Origin of the sequence: Enterococcus florum (genome assembly GCF_004309355.1) — a bacterium.
Taxonomy (GTDB): domain Bacteria; phylum Bacillota; class Bacilli; order Lactobacillales; family Enterococcaceae; genus Enterococcus_A; species Enterococcus_A florum.
Window position 1 is genome coordinate 103312 of the sequence record NZ_BJCC01000009.1, and the last position, 19583, is coordinate 122894.

The following is a 19583-nucleotide window of genomic DNA, read 5'->3' on the forward strand; positions in this document are numbered from 1 at the left end:
ACATGCGAGCTGTGATTCAACGAGTTAGTCAAGCTTCAGTGACGATCGAAGAAACGGTTATCGGTAAGATCGGCAAAGGGTTTATGATCTTGTTGGGGATCCATGAAGACGACACGAAAGAGGATGCGGACTATTTGGTTCGGAAGATTCCTTTGCTGCGTGTATTCGAAGATGCAGATGGAAAGATGAACCAAAGCATCCAAGATGTTGGCGGCAGTATTTTAAGTGTTTCGCAGTTTACTCTGTATGCCGATACAAAAAAGGGCAATCGGCCAAGCTTCATTAAAGCTGCCCGACCAGAAACAGCTATTCCGTTATATGAATATTTTAATGAAAAGCTCCGTGAACAAGGAGTCGTCGTAGAAACGGGTGAATTTGGCGGTGACATGGCAGTCGCTCTGGTAAATGATGGTCCGGTAACGATTATTTTTGATACACGTGAGAAATAAATTAGAGATAGTTAGAGAAGAATCCTCGCGATTCTTCTTTTTTTTTGACGAAAAACATATATTTAATTCAAAATAATGTTCTCAAATTAAAATAATGACATTTTTCAGCTGAAATAACTAGCTGTTTATCCATCAAATTGATAAACTATTGATATATTTAAAAATAGGAGGGTAAAAAGTGAAAAAGCAAATTTGGAAGCGCTTATCTAAAGCGTGTAAAACGATTATGATTGCTGGGTTGTTGTTGGGTACAACTGGTCCATTGGTGACGTACGCGGTGGAAGGGAATCTGTCATCGGAGGTTGAAAAAAACGAAATTAGTCAAACCTCTTCAGAAGAATTAGAAGAAAACAATCAGAGTTCTAGAAACGGCGATCGTGCGACACATAAAGTAACCGTTTTAGGTACGTCTGATGTTCATGGGCAATTGTGGAACTATTCTTACGAAGATGACAAAGAAGCCAAAGTTGGATTGGCTCAGGTAAGTACTGCAGTCAAAGAAGCCAGAAAGGCGAACCCTCAAGGAACAGTGCTGATTGATAACGGTGACATGGTTCAGGGGACAATATTGACGGATGATCTCTATAACACAAAAGAAGGGTTAAAAGAGCAAAAGCATCCGATGATTGCTGCGATGAACTATATGAAATACGATGCGATGGTATTAGGCAATCATGAATTTAATTTTGGTTTGCCGTTGATTGAAAAGATAAGGTCCGAGGCAGACTTCCCGATTTTGTCAGCCAATACCTATAAAAAAGAAACCAATGATAATTTTGTAGATAGCGTAAAGCTTAAAGAATTAGATTTTAACAATGATGGATCTGCGGATATCAAGGTAGGGATAATCGGGTTGACAACACCCCATATTCCAAATTGGGATGGGGACAAGGTCGCGGCTTTAACCTTTGAATCCCTAAAAAATGGTGCCGAAAAAGCGGTGAAGGAATTAGAGAGTCAAGGAGCAGACCTTGTCGTTGCATCTATTCATGCAGGTAGAGAGGATGCTGATCCTGCAGCCGCAGCTGACACTGTGATTCATAATGTGCCGGGAATTGATGCCTATCTTTTAGGCCATGATCACCGATCATTTGCGGAAACGGTTCAGGGACCTGACGGAAAAATGATTCCAATCGCTGGTCCGAAAGATACTGGGACTGAAATGATGCAAATTGATTTAGAGATAGAAGAAGTCAATAATGATTGGGTGGTGAAAAATGCTGCCTCTAAAATTGTAGATACAACCCAATATGAAGCAGATCAAGACTTAAAAGAACTAACAGCGGAGTATCATGAGACAACACGGTCATTTATCGGAGAAAAAATTGGTGTAGCGACTGGAGATTTTTTACCTGAAGAAGAGATTAAAGGCATTCCGGAAGCTCAATTACAACCGACAGCGATGATATCGCTAATCAATAACGTTCAGCGTTCAGTTACGGGCGCGGATTTATCTGCTTCTGCTCTATTTAAAGCGGATAGTCGATTGCCGGCTGGAAATCTGACTTATTCGAATGTCTTTGACATATACAAATATCCAAATACTTTGGTGAAAGCGAAGATCACAGGAGAAAAACTGCTTGAATATATGGAGAATCAGGCAGCCTATTACAATACTCCCAAACCAGATGATGTAACACTGAGCTTCAATCCGGACATTCGAGTTTACAACTATGACATTTTTTCAGGAGTAAACTATTCAATCGATGTTTCAAAACCCATTGGTGAACGTGTGACTGCGACAATCGATGGTCAACCCGTAGATCTAACCAAAGAGTATTCGATTGCGATTAACAATTATCGTTATGAAGGGTTAGTTACTGCCGGGATTTTGAGTGGGGATAGTTTGCTATTTAATTCAGATCCGCAAACGCTGCGCGGACTGATTGTTGATTATATTCGAGAAAAAGGAACACTCGATCCGGCAAAGGAATTGGAAGACAATTGGGAAGTTGTAGGCACTAATTTTGATCCAACTTGGCGCAATTTGGCGAAAAGGCTGGTCGAAGAGGGGAAATTAACTATTCAATCCTCAGCGGATGGAAGAACCCCGAATGTTGTTCCAATTACGAAGACGGCTATTCGACAATTTTTGGATGTTGATGAACAGCCATTTACGATTATGCATACAAACGACATTCACGGTCGATTAGAAGAAAATGCAGGAAACAGTTCGCTAGGGATGGCAAAATTGAAGACGGTAAAAGAGGCGCTTTCTCCAGTATTGACGATTGATGTTGGCGATGTATTCCAAGGATTACCGATCTCGAATCATTCTGAAGGACGTCAAATGGCAAAGATTTTGAACGAAGTTGGTTATGATGCGATGGTTGTAGGGAATCATGAATTTGATTTTGGTTATGATGTCGCAATGGAGTATAAAGAACTATTAGATTTCCCGATTTTATCTGCCAATACGTATAAAGATGGAGAGCGTTCCTTTGAACCTTCTGCAGTCGTTGATAAAAACGGAAAAAGGATAGCTATTATTGGGCTGACTACTCCGGAAACAGCAACCAAGACCCATCCTAAAAATGTAGCGGGTGTGACCTTTGAGGAGCCGCTTGAATCTGCAAAATCAGAAATTGATCGGTTGAGCAGTCAAGGAATTGACCTATATGTGGTTGCAGGACATTTAGGGATCGATGAAACGACTCCAGAAAAATGGCGTGGGGACTATGTTGCCCAAGAGCTGGACAAGGCTTATACAGATAAAAATATTGTCTTTTTGGATGGACATTCTCATACAGAGAGTGAAAAGAAATTCGGGAATGTGCTGTATGCACAAACTGGAAATTATTTAAATAATGTAGGAGAAATAACCATTGATTTTACTGATCCTAGTAAAAATGAAGGTGTTTTGCACACCTACGCAAGTCTCAGTGGATATGCGGCAGATCCAAATGTTGCAGCGCTTGTTCAAATGGCGAAGGATGAATTTGATGAAGCAAATAGCGAAGTTGTCGTACCGAACAATTCCGTCTTTTTCAATGGAAAACGAGAACATGTTCGTACTCGAGAGACCAATTTAGGAAATCTGATTGGTGATGCGATGTGGTCATACGGACAAGAAGGATTCAGTGAACCGACTGATTTCGCAATGATGAACGGGGGCGGGATTCGTGCGGATATAGAAGCGGGACCGATTACCCGTGGACACATTATTGCAGTACTACCATTTGGAAATAGCATCTCTCAAATCAAAGTAAAAGGTTCGCAAGTTAAAGAGATGTTTGAGTATTCAGTTCGTTCTGATGCACAAAAAAATGAAGATGGAACAATCATTACCGATGAAAATGGACAACCCTTGTTGGGGGCAAATGGAGGATTCCTCCACATTTCTAAATCTGTAAAATTTTATTATGATTCCAATAAACGAGGGTCCACAGAAGAACAAGTTGGTGATCGGGTATTGCAAATTGAAATCTATAATCGAGAAACAGAAAAATTCGAAAAAATTGACTTGGATCGTACCTACAATATGGCTACCAACGATTTCTTGGCTGCTGGCGGTGATGGATATGACATGCTCGGTGGAGCTCGTGAAGAAGGGCCTTCTCTGGACAGTGTGTTGATTAATTATTTACAGAGTGCCACCAAACTTCGTGTACTTCATCCAGGTGAATTGGATTTAAATGATTATAAAGAGGAACTGCCTCAAGATCGGATCATTCCGATTTCAGAAGCCAAATTTAACGAAATGAACAAACCAACTCCTGAACCAGGTAAAGACGGTCAAGATGGTGAGGACGGAAAAGATGGTGAGGACGGAAAAGACGGTCAAGATGGAGACAAAGGTGATAAAGGAGATAAGGGTGATCAGGGAAATACAGGAAACACAGGAAATACAGGAAATACAGGAGCTGCTGGAACTGCTGGGGGAAACAGTCAAACCTCTAATGGAACGACGAGAACAGTTCAACAGGGAACAACCTCATCAGCAAAGAGTTTTCCAAATACAGGTGAAAAAATCACCAGTTATGGTTCAGCGGGATTACTATTAATTGCCGGATCCTTTACAGTTTGGTTTATTCGCCGTAAAAGAAACGTCTCTTAATTGACCTGAAATAGAGGAGAATCCGAACGATTCTCCTCTATTTTTTATGGGTTTGAAGAGAAACCTACCCAAATGGGGAAAAATGAGCGATAATTGGACATAATAGTCAAGAAACGGATGTGACATTTTGGAAGAACAGAAAAATCAGGCAGAAACTAGAATTGAAAAGGATTCGATGGGGGAGATCGAGGTACCTGTCAATGCTTTGTGGGGCGCACAAACCGAGCGCAGTCGTCAAAATTTTAAAATTGGCGGGGAGAAGATGCCTCCAGAATTGGTGGAAGCGCTGGTTTTGGTCAAAAAAATGGCGGCAATCGCCAATCAGGAGACTGGAAAGCTGTCGAAAGAAAAGGCCAATGCTATCAAAAGTGCTGCCCAGCAATTGCTGGATGAACCACAATGGGAAGCGTTTCCCTTGGTTGTTTGGCAAACCGGCAGCGGGACACAAAGCAATATGAATACCAATGAGGTTATTGCCCATTTAGCCAGCAATGAGAGGATCGATATCCATCCCAATGATGATGTGAACATGTCGCAAAGCTCAAACGATGTATTTCCAACGGCAATCCATATTGCCAGTACCTTAGCGATCGAAAAAAACCTACTGCCGCAACTGGACAAGATGATCGTGGCGTTGAAGCAACTGGAAGAGGCGAATCAATCGATCATTAAGATCGGACGAACACACCTGCAGGATGCCACACCAGTGACTTTTTCACAGGAAATCAGCGGATGGCGTGCAGGTTTGGAACACAACAAACGTATGTTGATTGACAGCTTGGCAGAGCTGAAGCAATTGGCCATTGGCGGAACAGCTGTTGGCACCGGGTTGAATGCCACAGAAGCTTATGAGCAAACCTTTTTGTCCGCATTACAAAAAGAAACAGGGGTCCATTTTATCGGAGATCCCAATAAATTCCATGCGTTGGCTAATCGGGATGCAGTGGTTTTTGTCAGCGGGGCGTTGAAGGCATTAGCCGCGAACTGTATGAAAATGGCGAATGATATTCGCTGGTTAGCTAGCGGTCCTCGCAGTGGATTAGGAGAGATTACGATTCCTGCCAATGAACCGGGAAGCTCAATCATGCCTGGAAAGGTGAATCCTACTCAATGCGAGGCTTTATCGATGGTCGCTGTACAGGTAATGGGCAATGATACAGCAATCGGGATCGCGGCTTCACAAGGAAATTTTGAATTGAACGTCTACCTGCCGTTAATTGCTTTTGATCTTTTACAAAGCATTCGGTTGTTAAGCGATAGTTTAGATTCCTTTACAGAGAAATGCTTGAAGGGATTGAAGGTGAATGAAGAACGGATGGCTGAATTACTTTCACGCTCATTGATGCTGGTGACGGCTTTAAATACCCATATCGGATATGACAAAGGAGCTGAAATTGCCAAGAAGGCGTTCAATGAGGGAACTACGTTAAAAGAAGCCGCATTAAATTTAGGATATGTCACAGAGGATGACTATGAGCGATGGGTACGACCTGAAAAAATGATTGGAGGAAAGAAGGCATGACGATTTATCAAGAGGCGTTACAAGCACATGAACAGTGGAAGGGGAAAATCGGTGTAGAATCCAAAGCCAGAGTCCATGATCGCCATGATCTATCTCTTGCTTATACACCAGGTGTTGCAGAACCATGCCGAGAAATCCAGAAGGATAAAGAGAATGCATATAAGTACACGTGGAAAGGCAATAGTGTGGCTGTAGTCACTGACGGAACGGCTGTATTAGGGCTAGGAGACATTGGACCTGAAGCAGCTTTGCCAGTCATGGAAGGCAAAGCATTATTGTTCAAAGAATTTGCAGGGATTGATGCTGTTCCGATCTGTTTGGATACCAAGGATCCGAAAGAAATCGTTCAGATCGTTAAAGCATTGGCACCAACGTTTGGCGGCATCAACTTGGAGGATATCAGTGCACCGCGCTGTGTCGAAATTGAACGTGCGTTGATTGAAGCGTTGGACATCCCAGTCTTTCATGACGATCAGCATGGTACAGCAGTCACTGTAACAGCAGCACTGATCAACGCGCTAAAGCTAGTGAAGAAAACGCCAGAAGAATTAAAGGTGGTCATTTCAGGGACAGGCGCGGCAGGCAGTGCAATCATCCATATGCTGGTGGACTTAGGAATCAAAACGATTTTTGCCTTTAATAAACACGGGTCTCTTCATGCGTCGATGGAGGATGCAACGTTTGTAGAAAAGGAGATTCTGTCAATGATCGAGCCCAAAAACTTTACAGGGACGATGGCAGAAGCTTTTGAGGGAGCAGACGTCTTTATTGGCGTGTCTGCGCCTAATCTAGTGACCAAAGAGATGGTTGCTTCAATGAATGCACAAAGCATTGTCTTTTCAATGGCAAATCCAGAGCCGGAAATCAACTACCATGACGCTTTGGCCGGCGGTGCTGCAGTGGTTGGAACGGGACGTTCCGACTTTCCTAATCAAATCAACAATGTATTGGCTTTTCCAGGAATCTTTCGAGGAGCCTTAACTGCAAAGGCAACGAAGATCACACCGGCGATGCAGTTAACTGCTGCTCACGCGATCGCAGATGCTGTGCCAGAAGAACGGCTGGCATCAGACTATATCATCCCTTCAGTCTTTGACAAAGCGGTCGTTGACGCGATCACTTTAAAGGTAGCAGAAATGGCCAGAAAAGAAGGTGTAATCCGTTAAGGAAACCTGCAAAAATCTCCTACCGTTATATAAAATTGTGGTATACTAGCTAGGAATCATTTTGGAACAAGAAGTGCTGGAAATCAGCACTCGATGGGAAAAAAAGGAGGAGCCTCATGGCAGAAAAAGAAACATTTTATATCACAACGCCAATCTACTATCCAAGCGGCAAGCTGCACATCGGAAATTCTTACACAACGATTGCCTGCGATGCGATCGCTCGCTATAAACGGTTGATGGGATTCGATGTCTTTTATCTGACTGGTGTCGATGAACACGGCCAAAAGATTGAAAAAAAAGCCGCTGAATTAGGTGTGGAGCCGCAAAAATATGTGGATGCGATGGCATCAGACATCACGAAACTTTGGAAAACACTGGATATCAGTTATGATAAATTCATTCGTACGACCGACAAGTACCATCAAGAAGGGGTCAAAAAGATTTTTGACCAATTATTAGAACAAGGCGATATTTATCTAGGCGAGTATGAAGGCTGGTATTCGGTTTCTGATGAGGAATACTTCACGGAAACACAGTTGGCTGAAGTCTATCGCGACGAAGAGGGCAATGTCGTCGGCGGAAAGGCTCCTAGTGGACATGAAGTCGAATTGGTGCGGGAGGAATCTTACTTCTTCCGGATGAGTAAATATGCAGATCGTCTATTGAACTATTACGAGGAGCATCCAGAATTCATTCAGCCGGAATCCCGCAAGAATGAAATGATCAATAATTTCATCAAACCAGGCTTAGAAGATTTAGCAGTTTCGCGAACGACCTTCTCATGGGGGATCCCAGTCAACGCCAATCCGAAACACGTTGTCTACGTGTGGATCGATGCATTGTCGAACTATATTACTGCGTTAGGCTATGGGTCCGAAGACGATACAATGTTCCAAAAATATTGGCCGGCAGATGTGCACATGGTAGGAAAAGAAATCGTGCGTTTCCACACGATTTATTGGCCGATTATGTTGATGGCGCTGGACTTGCCGCTGCCTAAGAAGATTTTTGGACATGGTTGGCTGATGATGAAGGACGGGAAAATGTCTAAATCTAAGGGAAATGTCGTTTATCCTGAGATGCTGGTCGAACGGTACGGCTTAGACGCGTTGCGCTACTATTTGCTGCGGGCTGTGCCATTCGGTTCTGACGGCGTCTTTACACCAGAGGATTTTGTCTCCCGCTTGAATTATGATCTGGCCAATGATTTAGGAAACCTTTTGAATCGGACCGTTGCCATGATCAATAAATACTGCAATGGTGTCGTGCCAAAATATAAATCGCTAGTTACCCCATTTGACAGCGAATTGTCTACTACGGCCGCAAATGTTGTCAGCCGTTACCGTGATGCGATGGAAAAAATGGAATTCAATACAGCGCTAAGCGAAGTGTGGGCCTTGATTTCTCGAGCAAATAAATACATTGACGAGACTGAGCCTTGGATCTTGGCAAAAGACGAAGAGAAAAAAGAAGAGTTGGACAGTGTAATGGTTCATCTGGCTGAAAGTCTGCGAATCGTTGCGATCCTGCTGCAGCCGGTGATGACACAAACACCGAAAAAAATCTTCGAACAATTAGGATTGAATCCTGAGTTGATGCAATTGGAAAAGATCCACTTTGGCGAGTTTCCAGAAAATACCAAGGTGATTCCAAAAGGCAAACCGATCTTCCCACGCCTGGAGTTAGATGAGGAAGTCGCCTATATCCAGCAAAAAATGTCAGAGGGCAGTCAACCGCAAGAAAAAGCCCTTGATTGGAATCCAGAAGAAACAGAACTGGTATCGGTCAAAGACAAAGAAATCAAATTTGATGTGTTCGACAAAGTAGAATTAAAAGTTGCTGAAGTGATCGACTGTAAGAAAGTCGAAGGAGCAGATAAACTTTTGCAATTCCGTTTGGATGCTGGTGACAAACAGGATCGACAAATTCTGTCAGGAATCGCTGAGTTTTATGCTAACCCGGATTCATTGATCGGAAAAAAACTGGTGATCGTTGCCAACTTAAAACCACGCAAGATGCGCGGTGAAATCAGCCAAGGGATGATTTTGTCTGCCGAGGCGCCAGACGGCAGTCTAAAGGTGATCGAAGCTCCTGCGGATATGCCGAATGGTTCTGTTGTAGGATAGTGTTGTAAGGAGAAGCCGAAGCTCGGACTTCTCCTTTTTTGAAGAGAATTTGAAAAAGTTGTAAATGAATTTTACAAAAAAGCGTTGACAGCGTTTTCTTCATTTGTTAAGATTATTTTGAATTCAATAGACCACTGATGGATAGTGATTGTTTCAATACAAGCTAAACCTGATGACGTAAGACAAGTTTTATTTGTCGTGCGTTCGTCGGGTTTTTTTGCGTGCTGAAAGAAGGAGGAATTAAAGAAGCGTTGACAGCCGTTGCAATAACCATCTATCATTTTAACTGAGAGAAAATTTATTTTCTTCAGCGTTTCGCGCGGAACGGAGGAACCACTGCATGCAGATTCAAAAAATTCTTAATAACAACGTTGTGATCACTACGGATGAAAAAAACAATGAAATCGTAGTGATGGGGCGAGGTCTAGCCTTTCAAAAAAAAGTTGGTGATGCGATCTCTGAAGAAAAGATCGATAAGAAATATCGACTTGCCAACAGCGATCTATCACAAAAGTTTCAGGAACTGTTAGAAGAGATGCCGATCACCTATGTGGAATTGGCCAGTGAGATCATCGAATACGCCAAGGAAACCTTGAGTAATCCGTTGAATGACTCACTGTATATCTCCATCACCGATCACCTGTATTCGGCGATTCAACGGGTGAAAGAAGGCGTGCGAATCCGCAATTTATTGTTGTGGGATATCAAACGATTCTTTCCCGATGAGTTTGCAATTGGAAAAAAAGCCGTTGAAAAAATCTACAAGAAGTACCGATTGGATCTAGGCGAAGATGAAGCCGGCAATATTGCACTGCATTTAGTGAACGCTCAAACAGAAGCGGAAAACGATAATGTCTATGAATTGACAGAGCTGATGCAAGAGATCATTCAAATCACCAGTTATTATTTTAAAGTTCAATTTGAAGAAGACTCTGTTTATTTTTATCGTTTTACGACTCACCTCCGTTTTTTCGCTTCACGAATCATGAGCAACAAACAACACGAGGATGAGACGGATGATGAGCTTCTGTTGATCATTCAAAGAAAGTACAAAAATGCATACGATTGTGTCGAAAAAATTGCTGCATTTATCCAAAAGAAATATCTTTATGAAATGTCTAATGATGAAAAGCTGTACTTAACTATCCATATCGCACGGCTTGTCAACAAGGCGGGGCCGCGCAACGAATAAGGAGGAACCCCTAATGGGAAAATACCACGATTTAGCAGAAAAAATTGTCGCAAATGTCGGCGGCAAAGAAAATATCAATAGCTTGACCCACTGTATCACTCGGCTGCGTTTCAAATTGAAAGATGAATCAAAAGCCAACGATGAAGTACTTAAAAAAATGGAAGGCGTCGTAACGGTCATGAAGAGCGGCGGACAATATCAGGTCGTGATTGGAAATCATGTACCGGTCGTTTATGAGGATGTTGTAGAAGTTGCTGGAATCAGTGCACACAGCAATGAGGAAGGCGGAGAAACCCAAGGGGTCTTCAATAAACTGATCGATGTGATCAGCGGTTGTTTCCAGCCGTTCTTGGGAGCTTTGTCTGCCTGCGGGATGCTGAAAGGCTTCAATGCGTTATTCTTGTATTTGAAGTTATATGAGGCAGGATCGGGGACCGATGTATTCTTGACGGCGGTCGGCGACAGCATTTTCTATTTCATGCCGATCTTGATTGGTTTGACTGCTGCTCGCAAGTTTAAGGTCAGCGAATTTACTGGAATTGCGATCGGTGCAGCTTTGGTGTACCCTTCGATCCAAGCAACAGCTTTAGGTGCTGGTGAGCCGTTAATGACATTATTCCAGGGGACAATTATTGAAAGCCCTGTCTTTATCCGCGTGTTGGGCTTGCCGATCATTGCGAATAACTACACCAGCAGTGTGGTTCCCGTCATTTTGGTCATTTGGTTTGCCAAATATGTGCAGCGCTTTGCAAAGAAAGTGATCCCAGAGATCGTACAAACTTTCTTGGTGCCTTTCTTTACGATTTTGATCTCGATGTTTTTCGGCTTCTTATTGATTGGCCCGATTATCACGTTTGCAACAAACATTCTCGGTGCTGGCTTTACATCTTTATATGAGTTCTCCCCAATCCTGATGAGTGTGGTAGTTGGTTTTGTTTGGCAGCCGTTGGTTATTTTCGGGCTGCACTGGAGCTTGATTCCATTGGCAATGATCAATTTGTCGACTTTAGGAGCAGATCCGATCTTGGCAGCTTCATTCTCAGCAAGCTTTGCTCAAACAGCCGTGGTAATTGCTATGTACTTCAAGCTGAAAGACAAGAAGCTGAAACAATTAGCGATTCCAGCAGTTATCTCCGGTTTTTTCGGTGTAACAGAACCAGCGATCTATGGATTGACCTTGCCGAAAAAGAAACCGTTCGTGATCTCAATGATTGGTGCGGCAATTGGTGGATTGGTGACAGCATTGTTTGGTGCGCAAGGATATGTAATGGGTGGACTTGGTGTCTTTGGCTTCGTGAACCATATCAATACAGAAACCAATGACATCAGCCACATGATCGGTCAATTTGTTGCAGTTGGGATTGCAATGATCTTTAGTTTTGTAGTCACGATGGTCTTCTGGAAAGACGATACGGTCGTAGAAGACATCAAAGAAGAAGAGCCGATGATGAGCACACGCAAAGAAAATGTTTCTTCGCCAATCGAAGGAACAGTAATGCCCTTGTCAACAGCGAAGGATCAAGCATTTGCTCAAGGCGCATTAGGCAAAGGAGTGGTGATCCATCCGGCGAAGGGGGAAGTAGTTGCACCATTTGATGGCACAGTGATGACGTTGTTCCCTACAAAACATGCGATTGGCTTGGTTTCAGACAATGGATTGGAGCTATTGATCCATATTGGGCTGGATACCGTTCAACTGGATGGAAAATACTTCACTGCTCATGTTGCGCAAGGAGACAAAGTCAAACGTGGCGACAAATTAGTCAGCTTTGACCGCGATGCAATCATTGCGGAAGGATACAGCGTTGAGACACCAGTGATCGTAACAAATGCAGCGGATTATCTAGATATTTTGGATTGCGACAAGAAAGAAGTTTCGGGTGAAGATGAAATCATCACCGTCTTAGCGTAAATGCATTTAAAAAGGAGGGACACGCCCTCCTTTTTAATTCGGCCGAAAGGATTCGGAAAATTGCAGACGAAATTCTGGTGATTCTTCCATGATCTCAGAGCTGGTTTTTCGTGTATCCACGGTCTCGCCGATAGCAATCAGGTGATTGAGATTATAGGAATAATCTTCAGCAAACACGCAACTGTATAAGACATCCAGCAAATAGGAAATCGACGTATTGATCGTAAAATTCCCAATTTTGGAATACAAACGTTCACGAGTGGTCAGACGCAAGACAGCATTGCTGAGTGCAGCCAGAGTATTGTCTCCGATACTGGTCAATCCGATGAAAGGAATCTTGCGCTGCTTCAGAATGTCCGCAGTTTGCAGGATCATTTCATTTTCGCCAGTGTAGGAAATCAAAATACAGCAATCATTTTTCTGACAATTGAAGGCCTCATAGGCAGTTTCGTAAAGTGTTTGGCAAGGGGTAACGTTTTTCCCGATCCGCCGCATCTTTAATGCAAAATCTTGGGAGATCAATGTGTTCGCGTTGCTGCCGAAAACTTTGATTTGATTGGCCTTTAATACCAGTTGTTTGGCTGCTTGCAGGTTATCGTGGTCCAGCAAACTCAAGGTATCATCGATCGTCGTTCGTTCCAAGGTAGCGACTTTATTGGCGATCGTCATTAATCCGTCGGTAGCTAAAAAGGGGAGATTGGCATCTACACGGTCGAAGTAGGTTTGCAGATAGGTCTGCTCCTCAAGAAATGCGGCCTTTAGTTCAACCCACCCATTGAAGCCCAGTTTTTTTGATACTCGAATCAGCGTAGAGGGGTGGACGAAAGTTTCCTGAGCGATCTCCTTGATCGTCAGTTCTTGGATCGCTAAATTCTTATCCAAAATAAATTCGACTAGAGTGGTTTCGGCCGCAGAGAAATCGGTTTGTTTCATTTTTTCACTGATTAACATATTAAAGGGCCTCCTTTTTACAAATTATTTAAGTCTATTGTAAATGAAAAGCTGTCATTATGATAGCGCTTTTCTCAAAAAGAGAAACGTATTTTACAAATTAGCAAAGAAGTTTGCGAATATTTGTAAATCAAACTGCAATCGAAGCGTTTTCTATTGTTTTAAAAGTTTACGTATCTGATAATAATAATGTAAATAAAAACGAAGGAGACGATTCAATGACTCAAGGTGTGAAAATCGCAACGATCGGTGGAGGAAGCAGCTATACGCCAGAATTAATGGAAGGTTTCATTAAACGCTACGAAGAATTACCGATTCGCGAGATTTGGTTAGTGGATATCGAAGCTGGCAAGGAAAAGCTGGAAATTGTTGGAAACATGGCACAACGGATGTGGGACGCTTCTCCATACGAGGTGAAGATCCATATGACGTTGGATCGCGAAGAAGCCTTAAAAGATGCTGATTTTGTGACAACGCAATTCCGCGTAGGATTGTTAGAAGCCCGCATCAAAGACGAGCGCATTCCAGCATACTACGGCATGCTTGGTCAAGAAACCAACGGAGCAGGCGGAATGTTCAAAGCCTTTAGAACGGTACCGATTATTTTAGAAATCGTTGAAGACATGAAACGCTTATGTCCAGATGCCTGGCTAATTAACTTCGCAAACCCAAGCGGTATGGTAACTGAAGCAGTCGTTCGTTATGGAAAATGGGATAAAGTGATCGGTTTATGTAATGTGCCAGTCATGGCTCAGATGGTGGAACCTGAAATGTTAGGGAAACAACCGGATGAATTAATTTACAAATTCGCGGGCCTGAATCATTTCCATTGGCATAAGGTGACCGATGCTAAAGGGAAAGATGTGACACAAGAACTCATTAACAAAATGTATGAAGGCGACGAAACAGGGATGCCGAAGAATATTCATGACATTCCATTCCCAAGAGAGATTCTCGAGCAAATGCAGATGATTCCTTGTGGCTACCACCATTACTATTACCAAGAAGAAGAAACTCTGGCGCATGCGTTGGAAGAATACGAAACCATCGGTACCCGTGCGCAACAAGTGAAGCAAACAGAGACTGAATTGTTTGAATTGTACAAAGATCCAAACTTGGATTATAAACCAGAACAATTAAGTCAACGAGGCGGTGCCTACTATTCTGATGCAGCCTGTGAATCCATTGCTTCGATCTACGCCAACAAAAATACCCAATTGGTTGTTTCCACTAAAAATGATGGAGCGGTACCAGATCTTCCGGCAGATTGCGTAGTGGAGGTTTCAGCCTATATCGGTGGACAGGGTGCCCGTAATGTTGCCTTTGGCGAATTGCCAACAGCAGAACGCGGCTGGCTGCAGGTGATGAAAGCAATGGAATTGTTAATCATCGAAGCTGCGGTGACCGGTGATTATAACACAGCATTACAAGCATTTACTATCAATCCAATGGTTCGCTCAGGTAAAACTGCGCAACGTATTATGGATGAATTATTTATTGCACACAAAGAACACCTGCCAAACTTTAAAGAAACCATCGAACGCCTGGAAAAAGAAGGCATCGAAGTGCAAGACGAAGTAGCAAAATCATTACGAGAAGTATAAAAGAAAGCGAGTAGATAACATGGGATTTAGAAAAGACTTTTTATGGGGCGGCGCAACAGCTGCCAATCAATGTGAAGGCGGATATGACAAAGGCGGACGCGGGTTGGCCAATGTCGATGTTGTTCCAATCGGAAAGGATCGTTTTCCAGTGATTGCAGGACAAATGAAAATGTTCGATTTTGATGATGAACATTTTTATCCAGCAAAAGAAGCGATCGACATGTACACACATTACAAAGAGGATATTGCACTATTTGCAGAAATGGGCTTTAAAACGTACCGCCTATCAATCGCTTGGAGCCGTATATTTCCAAAGGGTGATGAGGCAGAACCGAATGAAGAAGGTCTAAAATTCTATGAAGACATGTTCAAAGAATGCAAAAAACATGGCATCGAACCATTAGTAACGATCACTCATTTTGATTGCCCGATGCATTTGGTTGAAAAATATGGCGCTTGGCGCAGCCGTGAGCTCATTGGTTTTTACGAAAATCTTTGCAAGGCGATCTTTACTCGTTATAAAGGGTTGGTCAAATATTGGTTGACCTTCAATGAAATCAATATGATTCTCCATGCACCATTTATGGGGGCTGGCCTTTACTTTGAAGAAGGCGACAATGTAGAACAAATTAAATTCCAGGCAGCCCATCATGAGCTGGTAGCTTCCGCAGTCGCTACTAAGATTGCTCATGAAGTGGATCCTGAAAACCAAGTAGGTTGTATGTTAGCTGCAGGTGCTTATTATCCGTATTCACCAAAACCAGAAGATGTGTGGGCTTCTCGTTCAGATGATCGTGAAAATTACTTCTTTATTGATGTTCAATCACGCGGCGAATACCCAGCTTATGCACTGAAAGAAATGGAGCGCAAAGGCATCGAAATCAAGATGGAAGACGGAGACAAAGAATTATTGAAGGCTCACACGGTGGACTTCATTTCATTCTCTTATTATTCCTCTCGCGTGTCTACGACAGATCCAGAATTGCTGGAACAAACCGAAGGCAATATCTTTGCCTCAGTGAAGAATCCTTACCTGGAAGCAAGTGAATGGGGCTGGCAAATTGATCCATTAGGCCTGCGGATCACCATGAACGATATCTATGATCGCTACCAAAAACCATTGTTTATCGTGGAAAACGGCTTAGGTGCGGTGGATACACCAGATGAAAATGGCGTTATCGAAGATGATTATCGAATTGATTATCTAGCTGCTCATATTCAGGCAATGCGTGATGCAGTAGATGAAGATGGGGTAGATTTGATGGGCTATACTTCTTGGGGCTGTATCGATCTGGTATCAGCTGGAACCGGTGAAATGAAAAAACGGTACGGCTTCATCTATGTCGATCGCGACAATGAAGGCAACGGCACCTTGAAGCGCAGCAAGAAAAAATCCTTCGACTGGTACAAAAAAGTGATTGCGACCAACGGGGAAGACTTAAGCAATTAAATCAAAAAAACAAGTCTGGCGAATCGCTCGCTAGACTTGTTTTTTTGGTGTTTAAACATTCGTTAGTATCCTTCTTTTTTTAGCTGTCTCGATCTGTTTAAGCCGCTGAGTGACAACTGGTTCTAACTTTTGAGGAGCGATCAAATTGATCGTTTTTATACTGTAGTCTGCCGAAACGATCGCATGACCGCGCATATGGCCTGCAGCGATCGCTTGTGCAAATGTACGGGCTGCATATTTGCTTCGTTCTGAAACAGATTCTTTCGCCAGTTGATTGGCCAGAAAACCCGCTTGGCGCATCTCGTAAGCAGAACAGGTTCTAGCGATGCGCTGCTCGAAAACGATTATTGCTTGCTGAATACGAGGATCCTCTGCCAAATGAGAATCAAGGTGAATCAGAAACGATGACGCTTGCTCCAACGCCCAAATAGCCAAGGAACGATGAGGTAGCTTCTCTAAAACCTGCTCTAGTTCAAGGCGCAACGCAACATCGTCTTGTATCTTGATTTTACATGGCGAGGGCAAGCTTGGACGATGCTGTTGTTCATGGGTATTCCAAGAATAAATGCGGGGATCCATCGTCGTGCCTCCTTAATAGCCTGAAAAAACCAGGTCATTGATGCCAAAAAGATTTAATCCATATAAAAACAATACAATTCCATTGATGAGCAGAGAAACAACGATAAGCCCAAAGCGAATCGACAAATACGAATAGCCTTCAGGACGAAAACCAGCATATCTTTTCCCATGATAACCGACTGTAAGAAAAAAGAGCAGGAGAGTCATCACAAGCTGGAAAATGAAACCGATCAGATAGATGAAAGAACCAGGATGATTGAGTTGGAGATAATAGCCGCCCAAAGTCAGAGCGTCGATCAATAATGCAAATACTGGCATAAAGACACATCCTTTTGGTGGAGTATATCAAAGTTCATTGTATTTGAAAAATAGTTTGCGAAAAAGATTTAAATGTAACCATTCGCACTACAACGATTAGAAACAAAAAAACTGATCGAAGGATCGACCAGTAGAGCAGCATAAAAGCAGATCTTATTCAAAGGAAAGTCTTTGGTATTCGTTGTCACCGAATTTAAAGTATAGTTCAATATTGCTTTTTTGAAGATGGCTGCATGCAAGCAAAAAGTCGTTTTTAGACCAAGTCGATGCTGGAACACCATAAATATACTCAGCAATATATAAGAGTGATCCATCCGCTTTCAAATAAGAGGTCATCTTGTGAGTACTGATTAGGGAAGTAGCACAATAAAAGCTCAATTCTTCCGGCTGTGTATGTGGTGCAAATCGCTCAAATATTCGAGTTCGGGTAAATGCCACGATGCTCACCGCCTTTCTTCAATCATTCGTTATTTAGACTGTTTATTATGTTGTAATCGTAACAAAAATTGTCGCAATCCACAAAAAAAATGCCTAGCTGTGGAAAAGCAGCTAGGCAAAAAAATGGGGATTTAAGGGTGTTTCTATAGTATAGTTTACTAAGCGAGCAGATGATGCGCAAGAAATATGCTCTCAAACAATAACAGTCACCCGACCCCCTGGGAAATGGATCAATAGTCTTTTGCAATCAGCAAATGAATATTTTCTTCGTGTTCTGTATAAAATCTTTCCAATAACACAGGCATTTTTTCATTTAGATAGTCACGTGCGTCTTCTTTTGTGGCAAAGTTCTTCTTATTGGTTAATTCTTCCATCGAGTCAATTGACAAAATCGCCGTTTCCAACAGTAGCTGATACAAGTTGACTGTACAGCTCATACTACTCCCTCCTTCATTTTTCCCTCATCGCTAATGTAACAAGTTCTAAAGGAAGCGTCCAATGGGACCACATGGAGATGTACTGTTATTTATTGGCTTTTAAAATTGATTAAAATCAGCTATGTAGCTGTATAAATAATCTTTTCTTTAGTGAAAAGGAGAAAACAATAATTTATATTTTGTTGTTTTATTATTTGGATTTTTTTTAGTTAAAGTTTTGAATAGCTTTTTTTTTGATAGGAATTTAAGAATAGTAGTTGAGATCAAATCCCGATAACATCTTTTATCTATTTGAAAAAAGACACGAAAAAAGCACCTACTTCATGGACAAGTAGATGCTTTTACAGAGAACTGGAATCCTTCATTAGAGTGTTTCGCTCCTTATGCTGATTTTTTCAATTCTTGTACTGCTTTTTCGATCGTAACCCCAGTTGCGAAATGATTGTCGTCTTTTTTATCAAATACGATAAAAAGATTCAATTCTGTGTTCAAGGTTACTCGATATTGTAAGTCACTGTTATAGAATGTCATATTCATTCTCCTTTCTTAATGGTGACGAAAGGCAACTAATCACGTTGATAACGAAATTCCATACATAGTATAACACAAAATCAAAAATGAATCCAATTTTTAGTTTTTTTCGAAGGAGCGCTGTAACAGTAAGAAAGGAGATAACACTGCACAAGGCATTTTTTATGAGGGATGTTTAATAACGGATTTCCGCTTTTAAAAAGAAAAGCCCCAGTCAACTTCTAAAATAAGCTGCCAGGGCTGGTTTGACGATCAAAATTGTTCTAGAGCGGCTTTTAGCTTTTCCGGATTTTTTCGGAAGTGAAATCCTGCCATGCCTGCTTCCTCGGCAGCCAAGATATTCGCTGCAGTATCATCGATGAAGAAGCATTCAGCTGGATTCAATTGAAAATGAGCGAAAAAGGCTTGATAGATAGCTGCCTCCGGCTTGGACAAACGCCAATCAGAAGAAATGAAGAAACCATCAAAGGCTTCGTGGCTGGGGACTGTCTCTTTGAAAAGGTAAAAATCTTCCGGTGCATTGGACAACAAATAGATTCGGTATCCTTTTTCCTTTAATTCTCTAGGCAGTTCAGCCATTTGAGGCAAGGGATGCAGACCTAAGTACCAGGTATCCAGCAGATCGTCTGCGATTGGATGGAGAAGCTCTGGCAGACGCTCTTTGACGTCACTTCTCAAGGCTTCTTTGGTGATTGTTCCTTTGTCAAAGCGCAGCCAGTCCACTGAGCCAAATAGTTCGTCGATCAATTGTTTTTGCTGTGCCGGATCTGCCGTTTTTTCACCAACAAAGCGCCATGGATCAAAATCGACCAGCACATTGCCCATATCGAACACAATATTCTTAATCACGG

Annotated in this window: 14 protein-coding genes and 1 pseudogene; 9 read left to right on the top strand and 6 right to left on the bottom strand. The window is 42.3% G+C overall.

What is annotated here, in order from left to right; genetic code table 11:
* Window positions 1–2: 2 nt before the first annotated feature.
* The 7 genes and pseudogenes from dtd to NRIC_RS05670 all read left to right on the top strand — a co-directional run bounded on the left by dtd (window position 3) and on the right by NRIC_RS05670 (window position 12424).
* Entirely contained in the window at window positions 3–449 is a 447-nt protein-coding gene (gene dtd, locus NRIC_RS05640; RefSeq protein ID WP_146621718.1) for a D-aminoacyl-tRNA deacylase, read from the top strand.
* A gap of 178 nt (window positions 450–627) precedes the next feature.
* On the top strand, window positions 628–4506 hold the full coding sequence (locus NRIC_RS05645; protein WP_227873746.1) for a 5'-nucleotidase C-terminal domain-containing protein: 3879 nt from the start codon (window positions 628–630) through the stop codon (window positions 4504–4506).
* Between the two features lie 127 nt (window positions 4507–4633).
* Complete coding sequence (gene fumC, locus NRIC_RS05650) at window positions 4634–6028, top strand: class II fumarate hydratase (protein ID WP_227873747.1); 1395 nt, start codon at window positions 4634–4636, stop codon at window positions 6026–6028.
* Entirely contained in the window at window positions 6025–7194 is a 1170-nt protein-coding gene (locus tag NRIC_RS05655; RefSeq protein ID WP_146621719.1) for an NAD(P)-dependent malic enzyme, read from the top strand. Before fumC ends, NRIC_RS05655 begins: the two co-directional genes overlap by 4 nt.
* 110 nt (window positions 7195–7304) lie before the next feature.
* Window positions 7305–9320, top strand: a pseudogene (gene metG / locus NRIC_RS05660) (methionine--tRNA ligase); the annotation flags it as partial.
* Window positions 9321–9660: 340 nt separating this feature from the next.
* Window positions 9661–10512, top strand: a complete 852-nt coding sequence (gene licT, locus NRIC_RS05665; RefSeq protein ID WP_146621721.1) for a BglG family transcription antiterminator LicT — start codon at window positions 9661–9663, stop codon at window positions 10510–10512.
* A gap of 13 nt (window positions 10513–10525) precedes the next feature.
* Entirely contained in the window at window positions 10526–12424 is a 1899-nt protein-coding gene (locus NRIC_RS05670; RefSeq protein WP_146621722.1) for a beta-glucoside-specific PTS transporter subunit IIABC, read from the top strand.
* Window positions 12425–12457: 33 nt separating this feature from the next.
* Here the strand turns inward: NRIC_RS05670 and NRIC_RS05675 are convergent, their stop codons facing one another.
* Window positions 12458–13375: a MurR/RpiR family transcriptional regulator gene (locus tag NRIC_RS05675; protein ID WP_146621723.1), complete on the bottom strand. Its 918-nt coding sequence runs from the start codon at window positions 13373–13375 to the stop codon at window positions 12458–12460.
* A gap of 218 nt (window positions 13376–13593) precedes the next feature.
* Between NRIC_RS05675 and NRIC_RS05680 the strand changes: the two genes are divergently transcribed.
* Together NRIC_RS05680 and NRIC_RS05685 are read left to right on the top strand one after the other, a co-directional pair.
* Window positions 13594–14979, top strand: a complete 1386-nt coding sequence (locus tag NRIC_RS05680; protein WP_146621724.1) for a 6-phospho-beta-glucosidase — start codon at window positions 13594–13596, stop codon at window positions 14977–14979.
* Between the two features lie 19 nt (window positions 14980–14998).
* Window positions 14999–16429 carry a 6-phospho-beta-glucosidase gene (locus tag NRIC_RS05685; protein ID WP_146621725.1) on the top strand — a complete coding sequence of 477 codons (1431 nt, stop codon included), beginning with the start codon at window positions 14999–15001 and terminating at the stop codon, window positions 16427–16429.
* 51 nt (window positions 16430–16480) lie between these two features.
* Here the strand turns inward: NRIC_RS05685 and NRIC_RS05690 are convergent, their stop codons facing one another.
* The 5 genes from NRIC_RS05690 to NRIC_RS05705 all read right to left on the bottom strand — a co-directional run bounded on the left by NRIC_RS05690 (window position 16481) and on the right by NRIC_RS05705 (window position 19581).
* Complete coding sequence (locus NRIC_RS05690) at window positions 16481–17008, bottom strand: putative immunity protein (RefSeq protein ID WP_146621726.1); 528 nt, start codon at window positions 17006–17008, stop codon at window positions 16481–16483.
* A gap of 12 nt (window positions 17009–17020) precedes the next feature.
* The gene (locus NRIC_RS05695; protein WP_146621727.1) at window positions 17021–17326 is read right to left on the bottom strand and encodes a hypothetical protein; all 306 of its coding nucleotides are present in this window, start codon (window positions 17324–17326) and stop codon (window positions 17021–17023) included.
* Between the two features lie 668 nt (window positions 17327–17994).
* Complete coding sequence (locus NRIC_RS05700) at window positions 17995–18201, bottom strand: hypothetical protein (protein ID WP_146621728.1); 207 nt, start codon at window positions 18199–18201, stop codon at window positions 17995–17997.
* 381 nt (window positions 18202–18582) lie between these two features.
* Window positions 18583–18732 (bottom strand): hypothetical protein, encoded by a 150-nt coding sequence (locus NRIC_RS19260; protein ID WP_175580013.1) that lies wholly within the window; start codon window positions 18730–18732, stop codon window positions 18583–18585.
* A gap of 252 nt (window positions 18733–18984) precedes the next feature.
* Window positions 18985–19581, bottom strand: coding sequence for an HAD family hydrolase (locus NRIC_RS05705; RefSeq protein WP_146621729.1), 597 nt, complete (start codon window positions 19579–19581; stop codon window positions 18985–18987).
* Window positions 19582–19583 lie beyond the last annotated feature (2 nt).